This is a genomic window from Paraburkholderia pallida (assembly GCF_004524855.1).
Lineage (GTDB): Bacteria > Pseudomonadota > Gammaproteobacteria > Burkholderiales > Burkholderiaceae > Paraburkholderia > Paraburkholderia oxyphila.
The window spans coordinates 2,801,465-2,817,755 of record NZ_CP038148.1 but is presented as its reverse complement, the minus strand read 5'-3'; the positions used below and the strand labels follow the sequence as shown (position 1 = coordinate 2,817,755).

The following is a 16,291-nucleotide window of genomic DNA, read 5'->3' as shown; positions in this document are numbered from 1 at the left end:
GGCCGCTCTGCAGGACCGACCCTGCGGCCCAACTCGCCGGATGGACCTTGCGGCCCAACTCTCCGGCTTAGGCCGCGGCATCAAGCGCTGCCATAGCTGCGCGCGGCTCGCGCCGGCCGGCCCCGGCGCAGTCCAGTCAGCCGTTCCCCACAATCCGCGGCCCATGCTGCACCGCAAAACCATAGAGCGCGTCGAGCGTTGCGTCGGGCTGCTCCGTCATCAGCGCGTGCCCTGCGTCCAGCGTCACCGTATCGACCGTGACGCCCGCCTGAGCGAGCGCCTTCGCGAGCGCGCCGGCCGCGCGCGGCGGGGTCATCATGTCGCGCTGGCCGACAATCAGGCGCACCGGGCAGCGCACCCTGGCCGCGCTCGCGAGGCCGTCCGCGTAGGCATTGCAGGCCGCGAAGTCGGTGTGAAAGAGCTGCGGCTCGCCTGACGCCGCGACGTGCTCCATCAGCCGCCGGTTCATGCCGCGCAGCCAGAAGCCGGGGCCGGGGCTCGAAGGCTTGGCCGCGAGCGTCGAATGCGACCAGGCGTTCACGAGCGCAATGGCCTCCGGCTCGCGCTCGCGCGCGGCCTCGAGCAGCGCGGGGGAGACGGCCATCGGAATGGCGGTGGCGAGCAGCGCGATGGCCGCGGCGCGCTCCGGGTGGCGCGCCGCGAATTCGAGCGCCACGAGCGAGCCCATGCTATGCCCGGCGACGAACGCCTTGTCGACCTTCAGCGCCGCAAGCAAGGCGTCGAGCCAGTCGGCGAGCGCGCCGATGCTCGTGAGCGCCGGACCCGCGCTGCGCATATGGCCCGGCAAATCGACGGCCAGCACGCTGAAGCCGTGATGCGCTAAGTAGCGCGACTGCAGCGCCCACACGCTGTGATCGTGCTGCGCCCCGTGGACGAACACGGCCACTGGCCGGGCCGGATCGAACGGGCGCCCGCCCGTGTAGGCGTAGACGGTTTTGCCCGCGACGTCGACGATCATGACGCCTCCTTGCCCGCTGCGGCTTTGGCGGCGGGGGCCGCTTTCTGCGACGCCTTGAGCGCGCGCTTGAGATCGTCGATCAAATCGTCGGGGTCTTCTAGGCCGATCGACAGACGGATCGTGCCCGCGCCAATGCCCGCCGCGGCGAGCGCGGCTTCGTCCATGCGGAAGTGCGTGGTGGAAGCGGGGTGGATCACGAGCGAGCGCGCGTCGCCCACGTTCGCCAGATGCGAGAAGAGCGAAAGCGACTCGATGAAGCGCTTGCCGGCCTCGCGCCCTCCAGCCAGATCGAAGCTGAACACGGCGCCCGCGCCGCGCGGCAGCAGGCGCCTGGCGAGTGCGTGGTCGGGATGCTGCGGCAGCTCGGGGTAGGCCACCGACTGCACGGCGTCATGCGCGTCGAGAAATTCGACGATGCGCCGCGTGTTCGCCACGTGCCGCTCCATGCGCAGCGGCAGCGTTTCGATGCCTTGCAGTAGTTGCCACGCGGCCTGCGGGTGCAGGCACGCGCCGAAATCGCGCAGGCCTTCGCGGCGCGCGCGCAGCAGGAACGGCGCGACGCTACTTTCCTCGCTGAACACCATGCCGTGAAAGCCCGCATAGGGCTCGGTGAATTCGGGAAACCGGCCCGAGGCTTCGAAGTCGAAGGTCCCGCCGTCCACCAGCACGCCGCCGATGGTCGTGCCGTGGCCGCCCAGGAATTTCGTGGCCGAGTGGTAGACGAAATCGGCGCCGTGCTCGAACGGGCGCAGCAGATACGGCGTCGTGAAGGTCGAGTCGACGAGCAGCGGGACGCGGTGCTCGTGCGCGATCTGCGCGACGCCGGCGATATCGAGCACATCGAGCCCCGGATTGCCCAGCGTCTCGCCGAACAGCAGGCGCGTGTTGGGGCGCAGCGCCGCGCGCCAGGCGTCCAGGTCGCCGGGCTTAACGAAAGTCGTTTCGATGCCGAAGCGGCGCAGCGTGTAGTCGAGCAGGTTGTGCGAGCCGCCGTAGAGCGCCGTGGAGGCCACGATATGCGCGCCCGCGCCCATCAGCGTGGCGATGGCCAGATGCAGCGCCGCCTGGCCGCTCGCGGTGCCGATCGCGCCCGCGCCGCCCTCGAGCGCGGCCACGCGCTCCTCGAACACGGCCACCGTGGGGTTCGAGATGCGCGAGTACACGTGGCCCGCGCGCTCCATGTTGAAGAGCGCCGCGGCGTGGTCGGTGTCGCGAAACGAGAACGACGTGGTCTGATAAATCGGCGTCGCGCGGGCACCGGTGACGGGGTCGGGTGCGGCGCCGGCATGCAGCGCGAGCGTGTCGAAGCGTGGATCGGACATCGTGGCAGCACAGCCGGCGCGAACCGGCGTCGGGTGAAAGGTGCAGGCATCGTAACATCGGCCCGTGCGCGCCGGGGACGCGTCGCCGGGGCGGGCGGCGGGGGGCTCCGGCTTGCGGGGCGCGCCGCACGGGCGCTCGGGAGCGTCGCTTGCTGGCCACAAGACATAGGGCAAATGGGCGGCAAGACACTGCCCGTTTTGCGAAAAAGCCGGTGTTTGAGCGCTGGAGCAGGCCGTTTCTGGCCAGATTCGCGCCTTTCGGCCCGCTTTGGCGCGTCTTTCCTTTTGCAGGCCTTTCCGATAGCATCGAAAACAGGCAGGAATTTCTTTTCAGCATCTCCCCCAACGATTGGCGCTAGCGCCGACAACATTTTTTGCATGGGATGAGGCCCGGCGCTTCGCTACCGGGCCCATCGGCACAGGAGACACATCATGCGTGTGAGCGACATTCTCAAAGTCAAGGGCAATACGCTCTACACCGTTACGCCCGAGACGTCGCTGCATGACGCGGTGAACACCATGGCCGAGCACGATATCGGCTCGCTCGTGGTCATGGAGTATGGCGATCTTGTCGGCATGCTTACGTTCCGCGAGATCATTCTTACGCTGCGCACGAACGGCGGGAGCGTCGGCACCACCACGATCCGCAAGGTCATGGACGACCATCCCATTACCTGCACGCCCGAAACCGAGGTCGACGAAGTGCGCCGCATGATGCTCGAGCATCACGTGCGCTATCTGCCCGTCATGGAAAGCCGCTCGCTGATGGGCGTGATCTCGTTCTACGACGTCGCGAAGGCGGTAGTGGAGGCACAGGGCTTCGAGAACAAGCTGCTGAAGGCCTATATTCGCGACTGGCCCGAAGAGGAGCAACATTCGGGGCGCTGATCCTGGTGCCGCGCGCGCAAGCACGCGCGAGGCGCACAGCGAGGCGAATCCGCACCCACCCGCTTGAAAAGCGCGCGTCAAGCGCGCTTTTTCACGTCTGGCTTCCAATTCCTACAGCATAAATCCGATTCGATGAGCGAAAGTCCGACGCCCGTCGCGCAGCGCGCGGCCCGTGAAGCAAGCAACCATGGCTCGCAGTTCGCGCTGCTGCGCCAGCGCCGCTTCGCGCCGTTCTTCTGGACGCAGTTCCTCGGCGCGATGAACGACAACGTCTTCAAGATCGGCTTCACGTCGCTCGTGACCTATCAGGCGGCACGCTTTTCGGGCGTCGATCCGAAGACGGTGGCGTTCCTGATCTCGGCCATCTTCATCGTGCCGTTCGTGCTCTTCTCGGCTACGTCGGGACAGATCGCCGACAAATTCGACAAGGCCGTGCTCACGCGCTGGGTCAAGACCTTCGAGATCGCGGTGATGCTGATCGGCGCCGCGGGCTTCTGGATGCACAGCGCGCCGCTGCTCTATCTGTGCACCTTCCTGATGGGCGTGCATTCCACCGTATTCGGGCCCATCAAGTACGCGTACCTGCCGCAAAAACTCGCGGAAGACGAACTCGTCGGCGGCAACGGGCTCGTGGAGATGGGCACCTTCGTGGCGATCCTGATCGGGACGATCGTGGGCGGCATCGCGGCCGGCATTGGCGCGTCCGATGCTGCTTCCACCCAGGCCCTGGCCGGGCCGCCGGTAGGCGCGTGGTGGCTCGGCGGGATGTGCATCGGCATCGCGCTGATCGGCCGCGTGGCCAGCGCGTTCGTGCCGCCCTGCGCAGCGCCGCAGCCGGACCTGCAGATCAACTGGAATCCGTTTTCCGAGACCTGGCGCAACCTGCGCCTTGCGCATGGCAATCGCACGGTGTTCCTGAGTCTGCTCGGGATTTCGTGGCTCTGGTTCGTCGGCGCGACCTTTCTGGCCTCGTTCTTCAACTTCGCGAAGGACGTGCTGTCGGCCAATCCCGACGTCGTGACCTTGCTGCTCGCGATGTTCTCGCTCGGCATCGGCTTCGGCTCGCTCCTGTGCGAGAAGTTGTCGCGGCGGCGCATCGAGATCGGCCTCGTGCCGCTTGGCTCGATCGGCATGAGCGTGTTCGGCATCGACCTGTTCTTCGCGAGCCATGCGCTGCCCACGGCGCCGCATCTGCTCTCGGTGGGCGAGTTCGTGCGCACGCCCGCGCACTGGCGCGTGCTCGCCGATCTGTTCCTGCTCGCGATGTTCGGCGGCCTCTACAGCGTGCCGCTCTACGCGCTGATCCAGAGCCGCAGCGCGCCCAGCCACCGCGCGCGCATCATCGCGGCGAACAACATTCTCAACTCGCTGTTCATGATCGTCTCGGCGCTCATGGCGATGGCGCTGACGGCCGCGGGCGTCGGCATTCCAGGCATCTTTCTCACGACCGCGCTGCTCAACATCGTCGTGGCCGCGTACATCTATACACTGGTGCCCGAGTTCCTGCTGCGCTTCGTGGCGTGGGTGCTCGTGCATACCGTCTATCGCGTGCGGCTCGTTCATGCCGAGCGCATTCCGGCCGAGGGCGCGGCCGTGCTGGTCTGCAATCACGTGAGCTACGTCGACGCCGTGGTCATCATGGCCGAGAGCCCGCGGCCGATCCGCTTCGTGATGGATCACCAGATCTTCCGCTCGCCGCTGCTCGGCTGGCTGTTCCGGCACGCCAAGGCAATCCCGATCGCGCCCGCGCACGAGGATGCGGCGATGCTCGCGACGGCCTACGACACGTGCGCTCAAGCGCTCGCCGAAGGCGATCTCGTTTGCATCTTTCCCGAAGGCAAGCTGACGAAAACCGGCGACATGAATCCGTTCCGCCACGGCGTGACGGAAATCCTCAAGCGCCACCCCGCGCCGGTCGTGCCGATGGCGCTGCGCGGCCTGTGGGGCAGCGTGTTCTCGCGGCATGCGGCGTCGGGGCAGGAGCGGCCGATGCGGCGCGGGCTGACGAGCCGGCTCACGCTGGCGGTGGGCGAGCCGGTGGCGCCCGGCGAGGTAACGGTCGACGAACTCCAGCGCACGGTGGCCGAGCTGAGGGGCGCGCGGCGCTGAGCGCAGCAGGTACGCCCGCTCGCTCGCAGAGGCGGCTCAGGGACGTCGGAAAGGTGCCCGGTCGCGACAGACGGGTGGCACAAGTGCGGCATAGGCGTCCCCCGAATGTGGCCCAGGGAAGGGCGAGGCGTGGCCCACGCCCGGCCCAAAGTGCGCCCGCCGCCGGAGCCAACCCGCGTCCCGCGCACGGGCGACCCGGGCGGCCCGCCGCGCGGGCTGGCATAATGCTGGATTCCCCGATTCACTTTGGACGACCGCCATGTCCGGCAACACGCTCGGTACGCTTTTCACCGTCACCACCTTCGGCGAATCCCACGGCCCGGCCATCGGCTGTGTCATCGACGGCTGCCCGCCCGGCATGGCGCTCACCGAAGCTGACATCCAGATCGACCTGGATCGCCGCCGTCCGGGCACCTCGCGCCACGTCACGCAGCGCCAGGAAGAGGACAAGGTCGAGATTCTCTCGGGCGTGTTCGAGGGCGTGACGACGGGCACGCCCATCGCGCTCCTGATCCGCAATACCGACCAGCGCAGCAAGGACTACGGCAACATCGCGGAGACCTTCCGCCCGGGCCACGCCGATTACACCTACTGGCAGAAGTACGGCATCCGCGACTATCGCGGCGGCGGCCGCTCGTCGGCGCGTCTGACGGCGCCGACGGTCGCGGCGGGTGCCGTCGCGAAGAAGTGGCTGCGCGAGCGCTTTGGCGTGGAAGTGCGCGGCTGCATGAGCGCGCTCGGCGAGATCGACGTGCCGTTCGTCGACTGGAAGCACGTGCCCGAAAACCCGTTCTTCGCCCCGAACGCGGATGTCGTGCCGCAGCTCGAGGCCTATATGGACGCTTTGCGCAAGGACGGCGACTCGATCGGCGCGCGCATCGACGTAGTGGCGAGCGGCGTGCCGGTGGGCTGGGGCGAGCCGCTGTTCGACCGCCTCGACGCCGACATCGCGCACGCCATGATGGGCATCAATGCCGTGAAGGGCGTCGAGATCGGCGCGGGCTTCGCGAGCGTGGCGCAGCGCGGCTCGGAGCACGGCGACGAACTGATGCCCGGTGGCTTTCACAGCAATCACGCGGGCGGCGTGCTCGGCGGCATTTCGACGGGGCAGGACATCACCGTGTCGATCGCCATCAAGCCGACCTCGAGCATCCGCACGCCGCGCCGCTCGATCGACAAGGCGGGCGAGTCGGCCACGGTCGAGACCTTTGGCCGCCATGACCCCTGCGTGGGCATCCGCGCGACGCCCATCGCCGAGGCGATGCTCGCGCTCGTGCTGATCGACCATGCGCTGCGTCATCGCGCACAAAACGGCGATGTCGTCGTGACGACGCCGAAGATCCCGGCCAGCGACGCCTGATTGCCGCGCGGGAGGCAACACCTGCCGCGCACGCATGAAATGAAAAAACCGCTCCGAGGAGCGGTTTTTTTGTCGATTTCCGGGCTTACATGTTCGGATAGTTCGGCCCGCCGCCACCTTCGGGCGTGACCCACACGATGTTCTGCGTCGGGTCCTTGATATCGCAGGTCTTGCAGTGCACGCAGTTCTGCGCGTTGATCTGCAGGCGCTCGCTGCCGTCGTCGTTCTTCACGAATTCGTAGACCGCGGCCGGGCAGAAGCGCCCTTCAGGGCCCGCATAGGTGCGCAGATTCACGTTCACCGGCACGCTTGCGTCCTTCAGCGTCAGATGCGCGGGCTGGTTCTCTTCGTGATTCGTGTTGGAGATGAACACGGAAGAGAGGCGGTCGAACGTGAGCTTGCCGTCGGGCTTCGGATACTCGATCGGCTTGCACTGTGACGCCGGACGCAGCATCTCGTGATCGCGATGCTGATGATGGAGCGTCCAGGGCACGTTGCCGCCCAGCAGCTTCTGCTCGATGCCCACCATCAGCGTGCCCAGGTACAGGCCCTTGCTCATCCACTGCTTGAAATTGCGCGCCTTGTAGAGCTCGGTGTAGAGCCACGATTGCTTGAACGCTTCCGGGTAAGCCGTGAGCTCGTCGCTCTGGCGGCCTGCCTGCACTGCTTCAAAGGCTGCCTCGGCGGCCAGCATGCCGGTTTTGATTGCCGCGTGGCTGCCCTTGATGCGCGCCGCGTTCAGGAAACCCGCGTCGTCGCCAACGAGTGCACCGCCCGGGAACACCAGCTTCGGCAACGACATCAGGCCGCCCGCCGTCATCGCGCGCGCGCCATACGAAACGCGCTTGCCGCCTTCCAGATACTTGCGGATCGCCGGATGCGTCTTGTAGCGCTGGAACTCCTCGAACGGCGAGAGATAGGGGTTCTGGTATGCGAGACCGACGACAAACCCCACCATCACCTGGTTGTTGTCGATGTGATAGAGGAACGAGCCGCCGTAGGTGTCCTTCTCGAGCGGCCAGCCCGCCGTATGAATCACCAGACCCGGCTTGTGCTTGGCCGGATCGATCTCCCACAGCTCCTTGATGCCGATGCCGTAGACCTGCGGGTCCGCATCCTTGCCCAGCTTGAGCTTTTCGTTGAGCTGCCGGCCCAGGTGCCCGCGGCAACCTTCGGCAAACAGCGTGTACTTGGCGTGCAGCTCCATGCCGAGCTGGAAGTTCTCGGTAGGCTCGCCATCCTTGCCGACGCCCATGTTGCCGGTGGCCACGCCCTTGACCGAGCCGTCGTCGTTGTAGAGCACTTCAGCGGCCGGAAAGCCCGGGAAGATCTCCACGCCCAGCGCCTCGGCCTGCTGGCCCAGCCAGCGCGTGACGTTCGCGAGGCTGATCACGTAGTTACCGTGATTCTTGAAATTGTCCGGCAGCGCCCAGTTGGGCACGGCCTTCGCGCCGTTTTCCGTGAGGAACAGGAATTGATCTTCGGTCACGGGCACGTTCAGCGGCGCGCCCTGTTCCTTCCAGTCGGGAATGAGTTCGTCGATGGCACGCGGGTCCATCACCGCGCCCGAGAGGATATGCGCTCCGATCTCCGAGCCTTTCTCCAGCACGCATACGCCGATCTCGACGCCTTTCTCTGCTGCCAGCTGCTTCAGGCGGATCGCCGCGGACAGGCCCGCCGGGCCGCCGCCTACGATCACCACGTCGTATTCCATCGACTCGCGTGGGCCGTATTGCTCCAAAAGACTTGCGGGGGTCATCAAAGCTCCTCTTGCCATTAGAATACTTTTTCGGGTTCGTATTGTCGGGTAACGTTCCCCGGGCCGCAACCCAACGGGCCAACTTTAGCACGATCGTTCTATTTTATGCCAGAATGCCCGGCGTGCTGCCGGTGGCGCATTCCGGTGCTCTTTCATCCTTGAACAGGAAGCGAACATGGGCCGTTCGATCAATCTGGAAGGCAAGGTGGCGATGATCACCGGCGCCTCGAGCGGTCTGGGCAAGCGTTTTGCCCAGGTGCTCTCGCAGGCTGGCGCGAAGGTCGTGCTGGCGAGCCGGCGCGTGGAGCGCCTCAAGGAGTTGCGCGCCGAAATCGAGGCCGGCGGCGGCGCCGCGCACGTGGTGTCGCTCGACGTGACGGATTACCAGAGCATCCGCTCGGCGGTCGCGCATGCGGAGACCGAGGCCGGGACGATCGACATTCTCGTCAACAATTCGGGCGTCTCGACCACCCAGAAGCTCGCGGAAGTCACGCCCGCCGACTTCGAATACGTGTTCGACACCAACACGCGAGGCGCCTTCTTCGTCGCCCAGGAAGTGGCCAAGCGCATGATCATGCGCGGCAGCGGCGGCTCCAAGCCGGCGTACCGCATCATCAACATCGCTTCGGTGGCGGGCTTGAGCGTGCTGCCGCAGATCGGCCTTTATGCCATCAGCAAGGCGGCCGTCGTGCACATGACGAAGGCCATGGCGCTCGAGTGGGGGCGGCACGGCATCAACGTGAATGCGATCTGTCCCGGTTATATCGACACCGAGATCAATCACCATCACTGGGCGACCGAGCAGGGCCAGAAGCTCATTTCGATGCTGCCGCGCCACCGGGTGGGCACGCCCGCAGATCTCGACGGGCTGTTGCTGCTGCTGGCCGCCGACGAATCGGCCTTCATGAACGGAGCGATCATCACCGCCGACGATGGCTTCGCCCTGATGTGAGTCGCCGGTGATGGACGCGCGCGCCGGCTTCGCTGCGCCAATCCGCGGCGCGACGTAGACTCGCGCCTTTCGAGTAACACGAAGTCGAAGTCAAAGACTGCAATGCGCAATGAGTGAATACCATCCCGTTTTTGAGATGACCATGCCGATCCGCTGGGGCGACATGGACGCGTTCGGCCATGTGAACAACACGGTCTACTTCCGCTACATGGAGCAGGTGCGGATCTCCTGGTTCGAGCAGATCGGCGTGTACGGCGAGAGCCGCGAGCTCGGCAACGGGCAGGGGCCGGTCATCATCAATGCGTCGATGGATTTCCTGAAGCAGCTGCATTACCCGGGCGACATCGTCTGCACGATGACGGTGGGTCAGCCGGGCCGCAGCAGCTTCGATACCGGTTTCGAGCTGCGCCGCGTGGACGAGCCTGAGACGGTCTACGCACGCGGCAATGCGCGCTGCGTCTGGATCGACTATGAAGCGGGTAAATCCGTGCCGATTCCCGACAGCCTGCGCGCGACCATCGAGAATGCGCCGCTCGTGAAGGCGCGCTGATAGCTTTCTTGACCGACCTGCGGCGTACGTGCCTTCCGCGCGCGCCGCTTCAATGTGCGGTGTCAACACCGCTTCTAGCCCGGCTGAAGTCCGCGTCGAGCCCGCTTCTAGCCCGTTTTATTGCCGCTTCAATGCCGTTTCAATTGCCGAGCAGCCGCTGCAGCAATTCGGTGGCGTTGCCGGTGTCGTACTTGCGCATGAGCCGCGCGCGGTAGATGTCCACCGTGCGCGAGCTGATGTCGAGAATCTTCCCGATCTGCTTGCTTGTCTTGCCCGTGACCAGTTGCGCCGCGATTTCGCGCTCGCGCGGCGTGAGCTCGACCGCCACGCGCCGCGTCGCGCTCAGGTCCTCGAAGGTCCAGACGCCCGCGGCGTGCGGCTCCGCGCGGTCGAGCGAGCGGCCCGTGACGTGGCACCAGAAGAGCTCGCCGTCGGCGCGCTTCATGATGCGGTCGTCGGCGTAGCTGCCCTGGGCCGTCATGATCGGCGGAATGCGCTCGCCGATACGCTCGAACTCGACCTCAGACGGATACAGCACCAGAAACGACTGGCCGATGAGCGCCTCGCGCGGGCAGCGGAAAATGGCGCAAACCTCCTCGTTGCAGTCCTCGATGATGCGCTCGCGCGCGAGCACGAGCCCGATGGGCGCGAGGTGAAAGGCGGTCTGATAGTCGAGCGCGGTGGTGGCGGTAGCGGGTTCGGGCATGACAGGTGACGTGATACGGGTATGGCTTTATGTAGTTTTGCGTATTGTGCCGCAATGCCCGCCCAGCGTACGCTTTGCAACCATTGGAGGGTCGCTCGGGCGCCGCGCCGGGTTCACGGCAGCGCCACCCGGGCACGACTAGAATGAGGCGTCCGGGCGTTCGCTGCAGCTGTGCGCCGGCCCGCACGAACTTGGTCGACGAACAAAATCAGCGAACAAGCGCATCGACGTATTTCCATACGAGGAAGGGACACACTGATGAACAAGGTCTATAAAAGCGCGGCTGCCGCGCTCGAAGGCATCGTCAAGGACGGACAGACGTTTGCGGTTGGCGGTTTCGGGCTCTGCGGCATTCCCGAGGCGCTGATCGGCGCGCTGCGCGATTCGGGCGTGAAGGGCATCACCTGCATCAGCAACAACGCGGGCGTGGACGGCTTCGGCCTCGGCCAACTGCTCGAGACGCGCCAGATCAAGAAGATGATCTCGTCCTATGTGGGCGAGAACAAGGAATTCGAGCGCCAGTATCTCGCAGGCGAGCTCGAGCTTGAATTCACGCCGCAAGGCACGCTGGCCGAAAAGCTGCGTGCGGGCGGCGCGGGCATCCCGGCGTTCTTCACCAACACCGGCTACGGCACGCTCATCGCCGAAGGCAAGGAAACGCGCCAGTTCGGCGAGAAGCACTACGTGCTCGAGCATTCGCTCACGGCCGACGTGGCGCTCGTGAAGGCCTGGAAGGCCGACAAGTCGGGCAACCTGATCTATCGCCGCACGGCGCGCAACTTCAACCCGATGTGCGCGATGGCGGGCAAGATCACCGTGGTGGAGGTGGAGGAGATCGTCGAGAACGGCGAACTCGATCCGGATTCGATCCATACGCCGGGCATCTTCGTGCAGCGCATCGTGCTCAATGCGCACCCCGAGAAACGCATCGAACAACGCACCGTGCGCGCCGCCTCTGGCATCCCCGCGGGCAAGTAAGAAAGGAGACCGACCATGGCATGGAATCGTGACGAAATGGCCGCCCGCGCGGCGAAGGAACTGCAGGACGGCTTCTACGTGAATCTCGGCATCGGCTTGCCGACGCTCGTGGCCAACCATGTGCCGCAAGGCATGGAAGTGTGGCTGCAATCGGAAAACGGCCTGCTCGGCATCGGCCCGTTCCCGACCGAAGAAGAAGTGGACGCCGACATGATCAACGCCGGCAAGCAGACGGTCACGACGCTGCCGGGCTCGTCGATCTTCTCTTCGGCGGACTCGTTCGCGATGATTCGCGGCGGCCACATCAACCTCGCGATCCTCGGTGCGATGCAGGTGAGCGCGAAGGGCGACCTGGCCAACTGGATGATCCCCGGCAAGATGATCAAGGGCATGGGCGGCGCGATGGACCTCGTCGCGGGCGTCGGGCGCGTGGTCGTGCTGATGGAGCATGTGGCCAAGGGCGACCAGCACAAGATTCTCGATGCGTGCGCGCTGCCGCTCACGGGCGTGGGCGTGGTCGATCTGATCATCACCGACCTCGGCGTGATCGAGGTGACCGACGCGGGCCTGAAGGTGACCGAGCTCGCGACCGGCGTGACGGCGGACGAGATTCAGGCCAAGACCGGCGCGCCGCTCGACGTGAGCGCGGTGCAGTGATCGCGGCAACGCGGTAGTGGTTGGCTGAAGCATGATGGCGGCGGGCGGGACTTCGGTCCCGCCCGTTTGCGTTTTGGGATGGATCCATTCTTGCGCGATCGTGCGCATTTGAAACCTCGGCCGGGTGGCCTATGCCGGATGGCCGGGGTGGGGGCGCTGCACTGACCATCGCAAGCGGGCGCCGCCTGCGCTCCATGTGTCTCAACGCGCCTCGAGCGGCGGCGCACGCGACGGTCCCGTGCCGCAAAGCCGTTTACAATGGCCTCACAGCCTGCGGGCACTACCAGCGAGACTTGAGCGATGACCGAACCCTCTGCCGTGCCGCGTCAGCACTACGTCCAGTGCCTCAGTCCTTCGGGACTGCATCGCATGGCGTACACCGAATGGGGCGACCCCGCCAATCCGCGCGTGCTGGTGTGCGTGCATGGCCTCACGCGCTCGGGCCGCGATTTCGACAGACTCGCGGCAGTGCTGTCGCGCACGCATCGCGTGGTCTGCCCCGACGTCGTTGGGCGCGGCCTCTCGTCGTGGCTCGTCGATCCGCGTGGCTATGGCGTCGCGCAATACGTCGCGGACATGGTCACGCTCATCGCGCGCACGGGTGTCGAGCAGGTGGACTGGTTCGGCACGTCGATGGGCGGCCTGATCGGCATGGCGCTGGCGGGGCTGCCCGATGCCCCCATCGGTCGCATGCTGCTCAACGACATCGGCCCGCATATCGAACCGGCGGCGCTCGGGCGCATCGGCGAATACGTGGGCCAGGACCAGCGTTTCGGCTCGCTGCAGGAAGGCATCGACAATGCCGCGCTGCTCGCGGCGTCGTTCGGCCCGCTCACTGCGCAGGAATGGCGCGAGATCAACACGCCGCTGCTGCACGAGGTGGACGGGGCATGGCGTTACCGCTACGACCCGCGCATCTCCGAAGGGTTCAAGGGTGTCACGCCTGAACAGAACGAGCAGGGCGAGCAGTTCCTGTGGCGCTCGTTCGCTGCGTTCAACGGGCCGGTGCTGGCGGTGCGCGGCGCGCTCTCGGATCTGCTCTCGCGCGAGACCGTGGCCAGGATGGTCGAGACCGGCCAGCAGGTATCGAGCGTCGAGATCGCGGGCGTCGGGCATGCGCCGGCATTTCTCTCGGCCGACCAGATCGAGATTGCGCGGCGTTTCTTCGACGGAGGGCCCGTCGGCGGGTCATAATATCGGGATTTTCCGGTGCACCAGTGCCTCGCGGCTACATCGATGGCATCGCGAGACGGGCGCACCGGGCGCATCCAGACATTTACCTCAACAGGAATTCACATGGCAGTCATTCGTCACCACGTCGGCCCGCGTCTTTCGGAAACCGCCATTCACAATGGCACGGTCTATCTGGCGGGCCAGATCGCCGAGGACACGAAGCAGGACATCGGTGGCCAGATGCGCGAAGTGCTCGGCCACATCGACCGTCTGCTCGGCGAAGCGAACAGCGACAAGTCGCTGCTGCTCTCGGTGCAGATCTATATCGCCGACATGAAGGACTTTCCGGGCATGAATGCCGAGTGGGACAAGTGGGTGGCACAGGGCGCCACGCCGCCGCGCGCGACCGTCGAAGCGAAGCTGGCCAATCCGGAATGCCTCGTCGAAATCGTCGTGGTGGCTGCGCAGCGCGATTGAACGCGCCATCTATCGTCTTGTTGTAGTTTGCAGCCCGTCCGGTATGCCGGCGGGCGCCGTCTCATGAGCAGCGACACCGTACCTCCCGTTTCCGCCGAAGCTCCTGCGAGCGCCGCACTCCCATCGCTCGACGACGCACTCGCATTCGTGCGCGAGCATGCGGGCGAAGCACGCCTGTCCACCGGCGAGCCGCTCATCGAGCACGCGCAAGGCACAGCGGCCATCATGAGCCGCCTGAACGTCGATCCGCCGGCGGTGCTGGCGGCGGCGCTCTTCAATATCGCGCCGCACCTCGACGATCCGGAGCGCACGCTTGAAGCGCGCTTCGGCGCCGAGGTCGTGAAGCTCGTATTCGATGTGCGCAAGCTGCTGCGCCTTGGCAGCGTGAGCCTGCGCGCGGCGGCACAGAACGCCGCGCCGGAAACCGGCCGCGAAGGGCGCGACGCCCAAGCCGCGCGCCGCGCTCAAGTGGAGTCGCTGCGCAAGATGCTGCTCGCGTTCGCGCAAGACATTCGCGTGGTGCTGATCCGGCTCGCGTCGCGTGTGCAGTCGCTGCGCTACTACGCGGCGGCCAAGGTCACGCCCGCGCCCGAGATCGCGCGCGAGACGCTCGAGATCTACGCGCCGCTCGCCAACCGGCTCGGCATCTGGCAACTGAAGTGGGAGCTCGAAGACCTCGCGTTCCGCTTCGAGGAGCCGGTCACCTACAAGCGCATCGCGAAGCTGCTCGACGAAAAACGCGTCGAGCGCGAGAGCTACGTGACCGAGGCCATCGCGCGGCTGCAGCACGAACTCGCCTCCGCGCATATCGAAGCCGAGGTGAGCGGCCGGCCCAAGCACATCTACAGCATCTGGAAGAAGATGCGCGGCAAGGAGATCGACTTCTCCGAGCTCTACGACGTGCGTGCGTTTCGCGTGATCGTGCGCGATATCAAGGATTGCTACACGGTGCTCGGCATCGTGCACAACCTCTGGCAGCCGGTGCCGAAGGAATTCGACGACTACATCTCGCGGCCCAAGCCCAACGGCTATCGCTCGCTGCATACGGTCGTGGTCGGCGACGACGGCCGCGCGTTCGAGGTGCAGATCCGTACGCAGGACATGCATCAATTCGCGGAGTACGGCGTGGCGGCGCACTGGCGCTACAAGGAAGCCGGCTCGAAGGGCTACGGCGGCCAGTTCAACGCGGGCAGCGCCTACGACGAGAAGATCGCGTGGCTGCGTCAACTGCTCGCCTGGAAGGACGACGTAGCCGATGGCCGTCAGCCGTGGGAGCAGCTGCGCCAGGCGACGCTCGACGACGACCATATCTACGTGCTCACGCCCCAGGCGCGCGTGATCGCGCTGCCGCAGGGCGCGACGCCGCTGGACTTCGCGTATCACCTGCATAGCGAGCTCGGCCATCGTTGCCGCGGTGCGCGCGTGGACGGTGCGATGGTGCCGCTCAACACGCAGTTGCACAACGGACAGACCGTCGAGATCGTCACGGTGAAAGAGGGCGGCCCCTCGCGCGACTGGCTCAATCCGCAGCTCGGCTATCTGCACAGCACGCGTGCGCGGCAGAAGGTGCGGGCGTGGTTCAACGCCATCGACGCTGAGGAAAACATCGCCAACGGCCGCGCGATGGTGGAAAAGACGCTGCAGCGCGAGGGGCGCACGTCCGTCAATCTCGATCAGCTCGCGTCCAAGCTTGGTTTCAAGTCGCCGGACGAGCTCTTCAGCGTGGTCGGCAAGGAAGAGTTCAGCCTGCGCAACGTCGAGCAGGCACTGCACGACGCGCCCGCCGCCGAGCCGGAGGAAGAGACGCCGGAGCAGCTCACCAAGCGCGCGAGCGGTGCGAATGTGACGCACGGCGGCTCGTCGGGCGTGCTCGTGGTGGGCGTGGATGCGCTGCTCACGCAACTCGCGCGCTGCTGCCGGCCGGCGCCGCCCGACGATATCTGCGGATTCGTCACGCGCGGCAAGGGCATGTCGATTCACCGCAGCGACTGCCCGACCTTCCTGCGCATGGCCGGCCGCGCGCCCGAGCGCGTGCTGCACACCACCTGGTCCGCCGACGTGATGGGCGGGCGCGGCCAGTCCGTCTATCCGGTCGATATCTCGATCGAGGCCACCGACCGCCAGGGCTTGCTGCGCGACATCTCCGAAGTGTTCGCGCGCGAGAAGATGAACGTGATCGGCGTGAAGACGCAGTCGCGCCGCAATGCCGCATTCATGCAGTTCACAGTCGAGGTCTCGAATTCGGCGCAGATCCAGCGTGCCTGCGTGCTGCTGGGTGAGGTGGGCGGCGTGCTCAGGGCGGTGCGCAAGGGCTGAGAGGCGGGCTGGCAGAAGGGCCGACAGGCGCAAGACGTGGGCCGTGTGCGGCGGCGTTTTGTGCC

The 16,291-nt window shown here is 66.1% G+C and carries 14 protein-coding genes; 10 read left to right on the top strand and 4 right to left on the bottom strand.

The genetic code is table 11. The features are described 5' to 3' along the window. Positions 1-136: 136 nt before the first annotated feature. A complete protein-coding gene (locus tag E1956_RS12770) occupies positions 137-979 on the bottom strand; it encodes an alpha/beta fold hydrolase (protein WP_134749338.1) in 843 nt (280 codons plus the stop codon). Further along, complete coding sequence (locus tag E1956_RS12765) at positions 976-2,301, bottom strand: O-acetylhomoserine aminocarboxypropyltransferase (protein ID WP_028220224.1); 1,326 nt, start codon at positions 2,299-2,301, stop codon at positions 976-978. The genes E1956_RS12770 and E1956_RS12765 overlap by 4 nt, the downstream gene beginning before the upstream one ends. Positions 2,302-2,733: 432 nt before the next feature. Between E1956_RS12765 and E1956_RS12760 the strand changes: the two genes are divergently transcribed. The 3 genes from E1956_RS12760 to aroC all read left to right on the top strand — a co-directional run bounded on the left by E1956_RS12760 (position 2,734) and on the right by aroC (position 6,658). Then, positions 2,734-3,189 (top strand): CBS domain-containing protein, encoded by a 456-nt coding sequence (locus tag E1956_RS12760; RefSeq protein WP_028220223.1) that lies wholly within the window; start codon positions 2,734-2,736, stop codon positions 3,187-3,189. A 132-nt stretch (positions 3,190-3,321) separates the two neighbouring features. Then, positions 3,322-5,298, top strand: coding sequence for an MFS transporter (locus E1956_RS12755; RefSeq protein ID WP_134749335.1), 1,977 nt, complete (start codon positions 3,322-3,324; stop codon positions 5,296-5,298). A gap of 259 nt (positions 5,299-5,557) precedes the next feature. Then, positions 5,558-6,658, top strand: a complete 1,101-nt coding sequence (gene aroC, locus E1956_RS12750) for a chorismate synthase (protein ID WP_134749333.1) — start codon at positions 5,558-5,560, stop codon at positions 6,656-6,658. 85 nt (positions 6,659-6,743) lie between these two features. Here aroC and E1956_RS12745 read toward each other — a convergent pair whose 3' ends face one another. After that, on the bottom strand, positions 6,744-8,417 hold the full coding sequence (locus tag E1956_RS12745) for an electron transfer flavoprotein-ubiquinone oxidoreductase (protein ID WP_134749331.1): 1,674 nt from the start codon (positions 8,415-8,417) through the stop codon (positions 6,744-6,746). A gap of 175 nt (positions 8,418-8,592) precedes the next feature. Here E1956_RS12745 and E1956_RS12740 point away from each other — a divergent pair, with 175 nt between their 5' ends. After that, on the top strand, positions 8,593-9,369 hold the full coding sequence (locus tag E1956_RS12740; RefSeq protein WP_134749329.1) for an SDR family oxidoreductase: 777 nt from the start codon (positions 8,593-8,595) through the stop codon (positions 9,367-9,369). A gap of 109 nt (positions 9,370-9,478) precedes the next feature. Next, a complete protein-coding gene (locus E1956_RS12735; RefSeq protein ID WP_134749327.1) occupies positions 9,479-9,919 on the top strand; it encodes an acyl-CoA thioesterase in 441 nt (146 codons plus the stop codon). A gap of 139 nt (positions 9,920-10,058) precedes the next feature. Here the strand turns inward: E1956_RS12735 and E1956_RS12730 are convergent, their stop codons facing one another. After that, positions 10,059-10,625: a LuxR family transcriptional regulator gene (locus E1956_RS12730; RefSeq protein WP_134749325.1), complete on the bottom strand. Its 567-nt coding sequence runs from the start codon at positions 10,623-10,625 to the stop codon at positions 10,059-10,061. A gap of 258 nt (positions 10,626-10,883) precedes the next feature. On the opposite strand from E1956_RS12730, the gene E1956_RS12725 reads away from it, so the two are divergent. The 5 genes from E1956_RS12725 (at position 10,884) to E1956_RS12705 (ending at position 16,226) form a co-directional block, all read left to right on the top strand. After that, positions 10,884-11,603, top strand: coding sequence for a CoA transferase subunit A (locus tag E1956_RS12725; RefSeq protein ID WP_134749322.1), 720 nt, complete (start codon positions 10,884-10,886; stop codon positions 11,601-11,603). 15 nt (positions 11,604-11,618) lie between these two features. Then, positions 11,619-12,260 carry a CoA transferase subunit B gene (locus E1956_RS12720; protein ID WP_134749320.1) on the top strand — a complete coding sequence of 214 codons (642 nt, stop codon included), beginning with the start codon at positions 11,619-11,621 and terminating at the stop codon, positions 12,258-12,260. Positions 12,261-12,560: 300 nt separating this feature from the next. Then, entirely contained in the window at positions 12,561-13,454 is an 894-nt protein-coding gene (locus E1956_RS12715) for an alpha/beta fold hydrolase (protein WP_134749318.1), read from the top strand. Positions 13,455-13,556: 102 nt separating this feature from the next. After that, on the top strand, positions 13,557-13,910 hold the full coding sequence (locus E1956_RS12710; protein ID WP_028216802.1) for a RidA family protein: 354 nt from the start codon (positions 13,557-13,559) through the stop codon (positions 13,908-13,910). A gap of 63 nt (positions 13,911-13,973) precedes the next feature. After that, positions 13,974-16,226, top strand: a complete 2,253-nt coding sequence (locus tag E1956_RS12705) for a RelA/SpoT family protein (protein WP_134749316.1) — start codon at positions 13,974-13,976, stop codon at positions 16,224-16,226. The last annotated feature ends 65 nt before the right edge of the window (positions 16,227-16,291 follow it).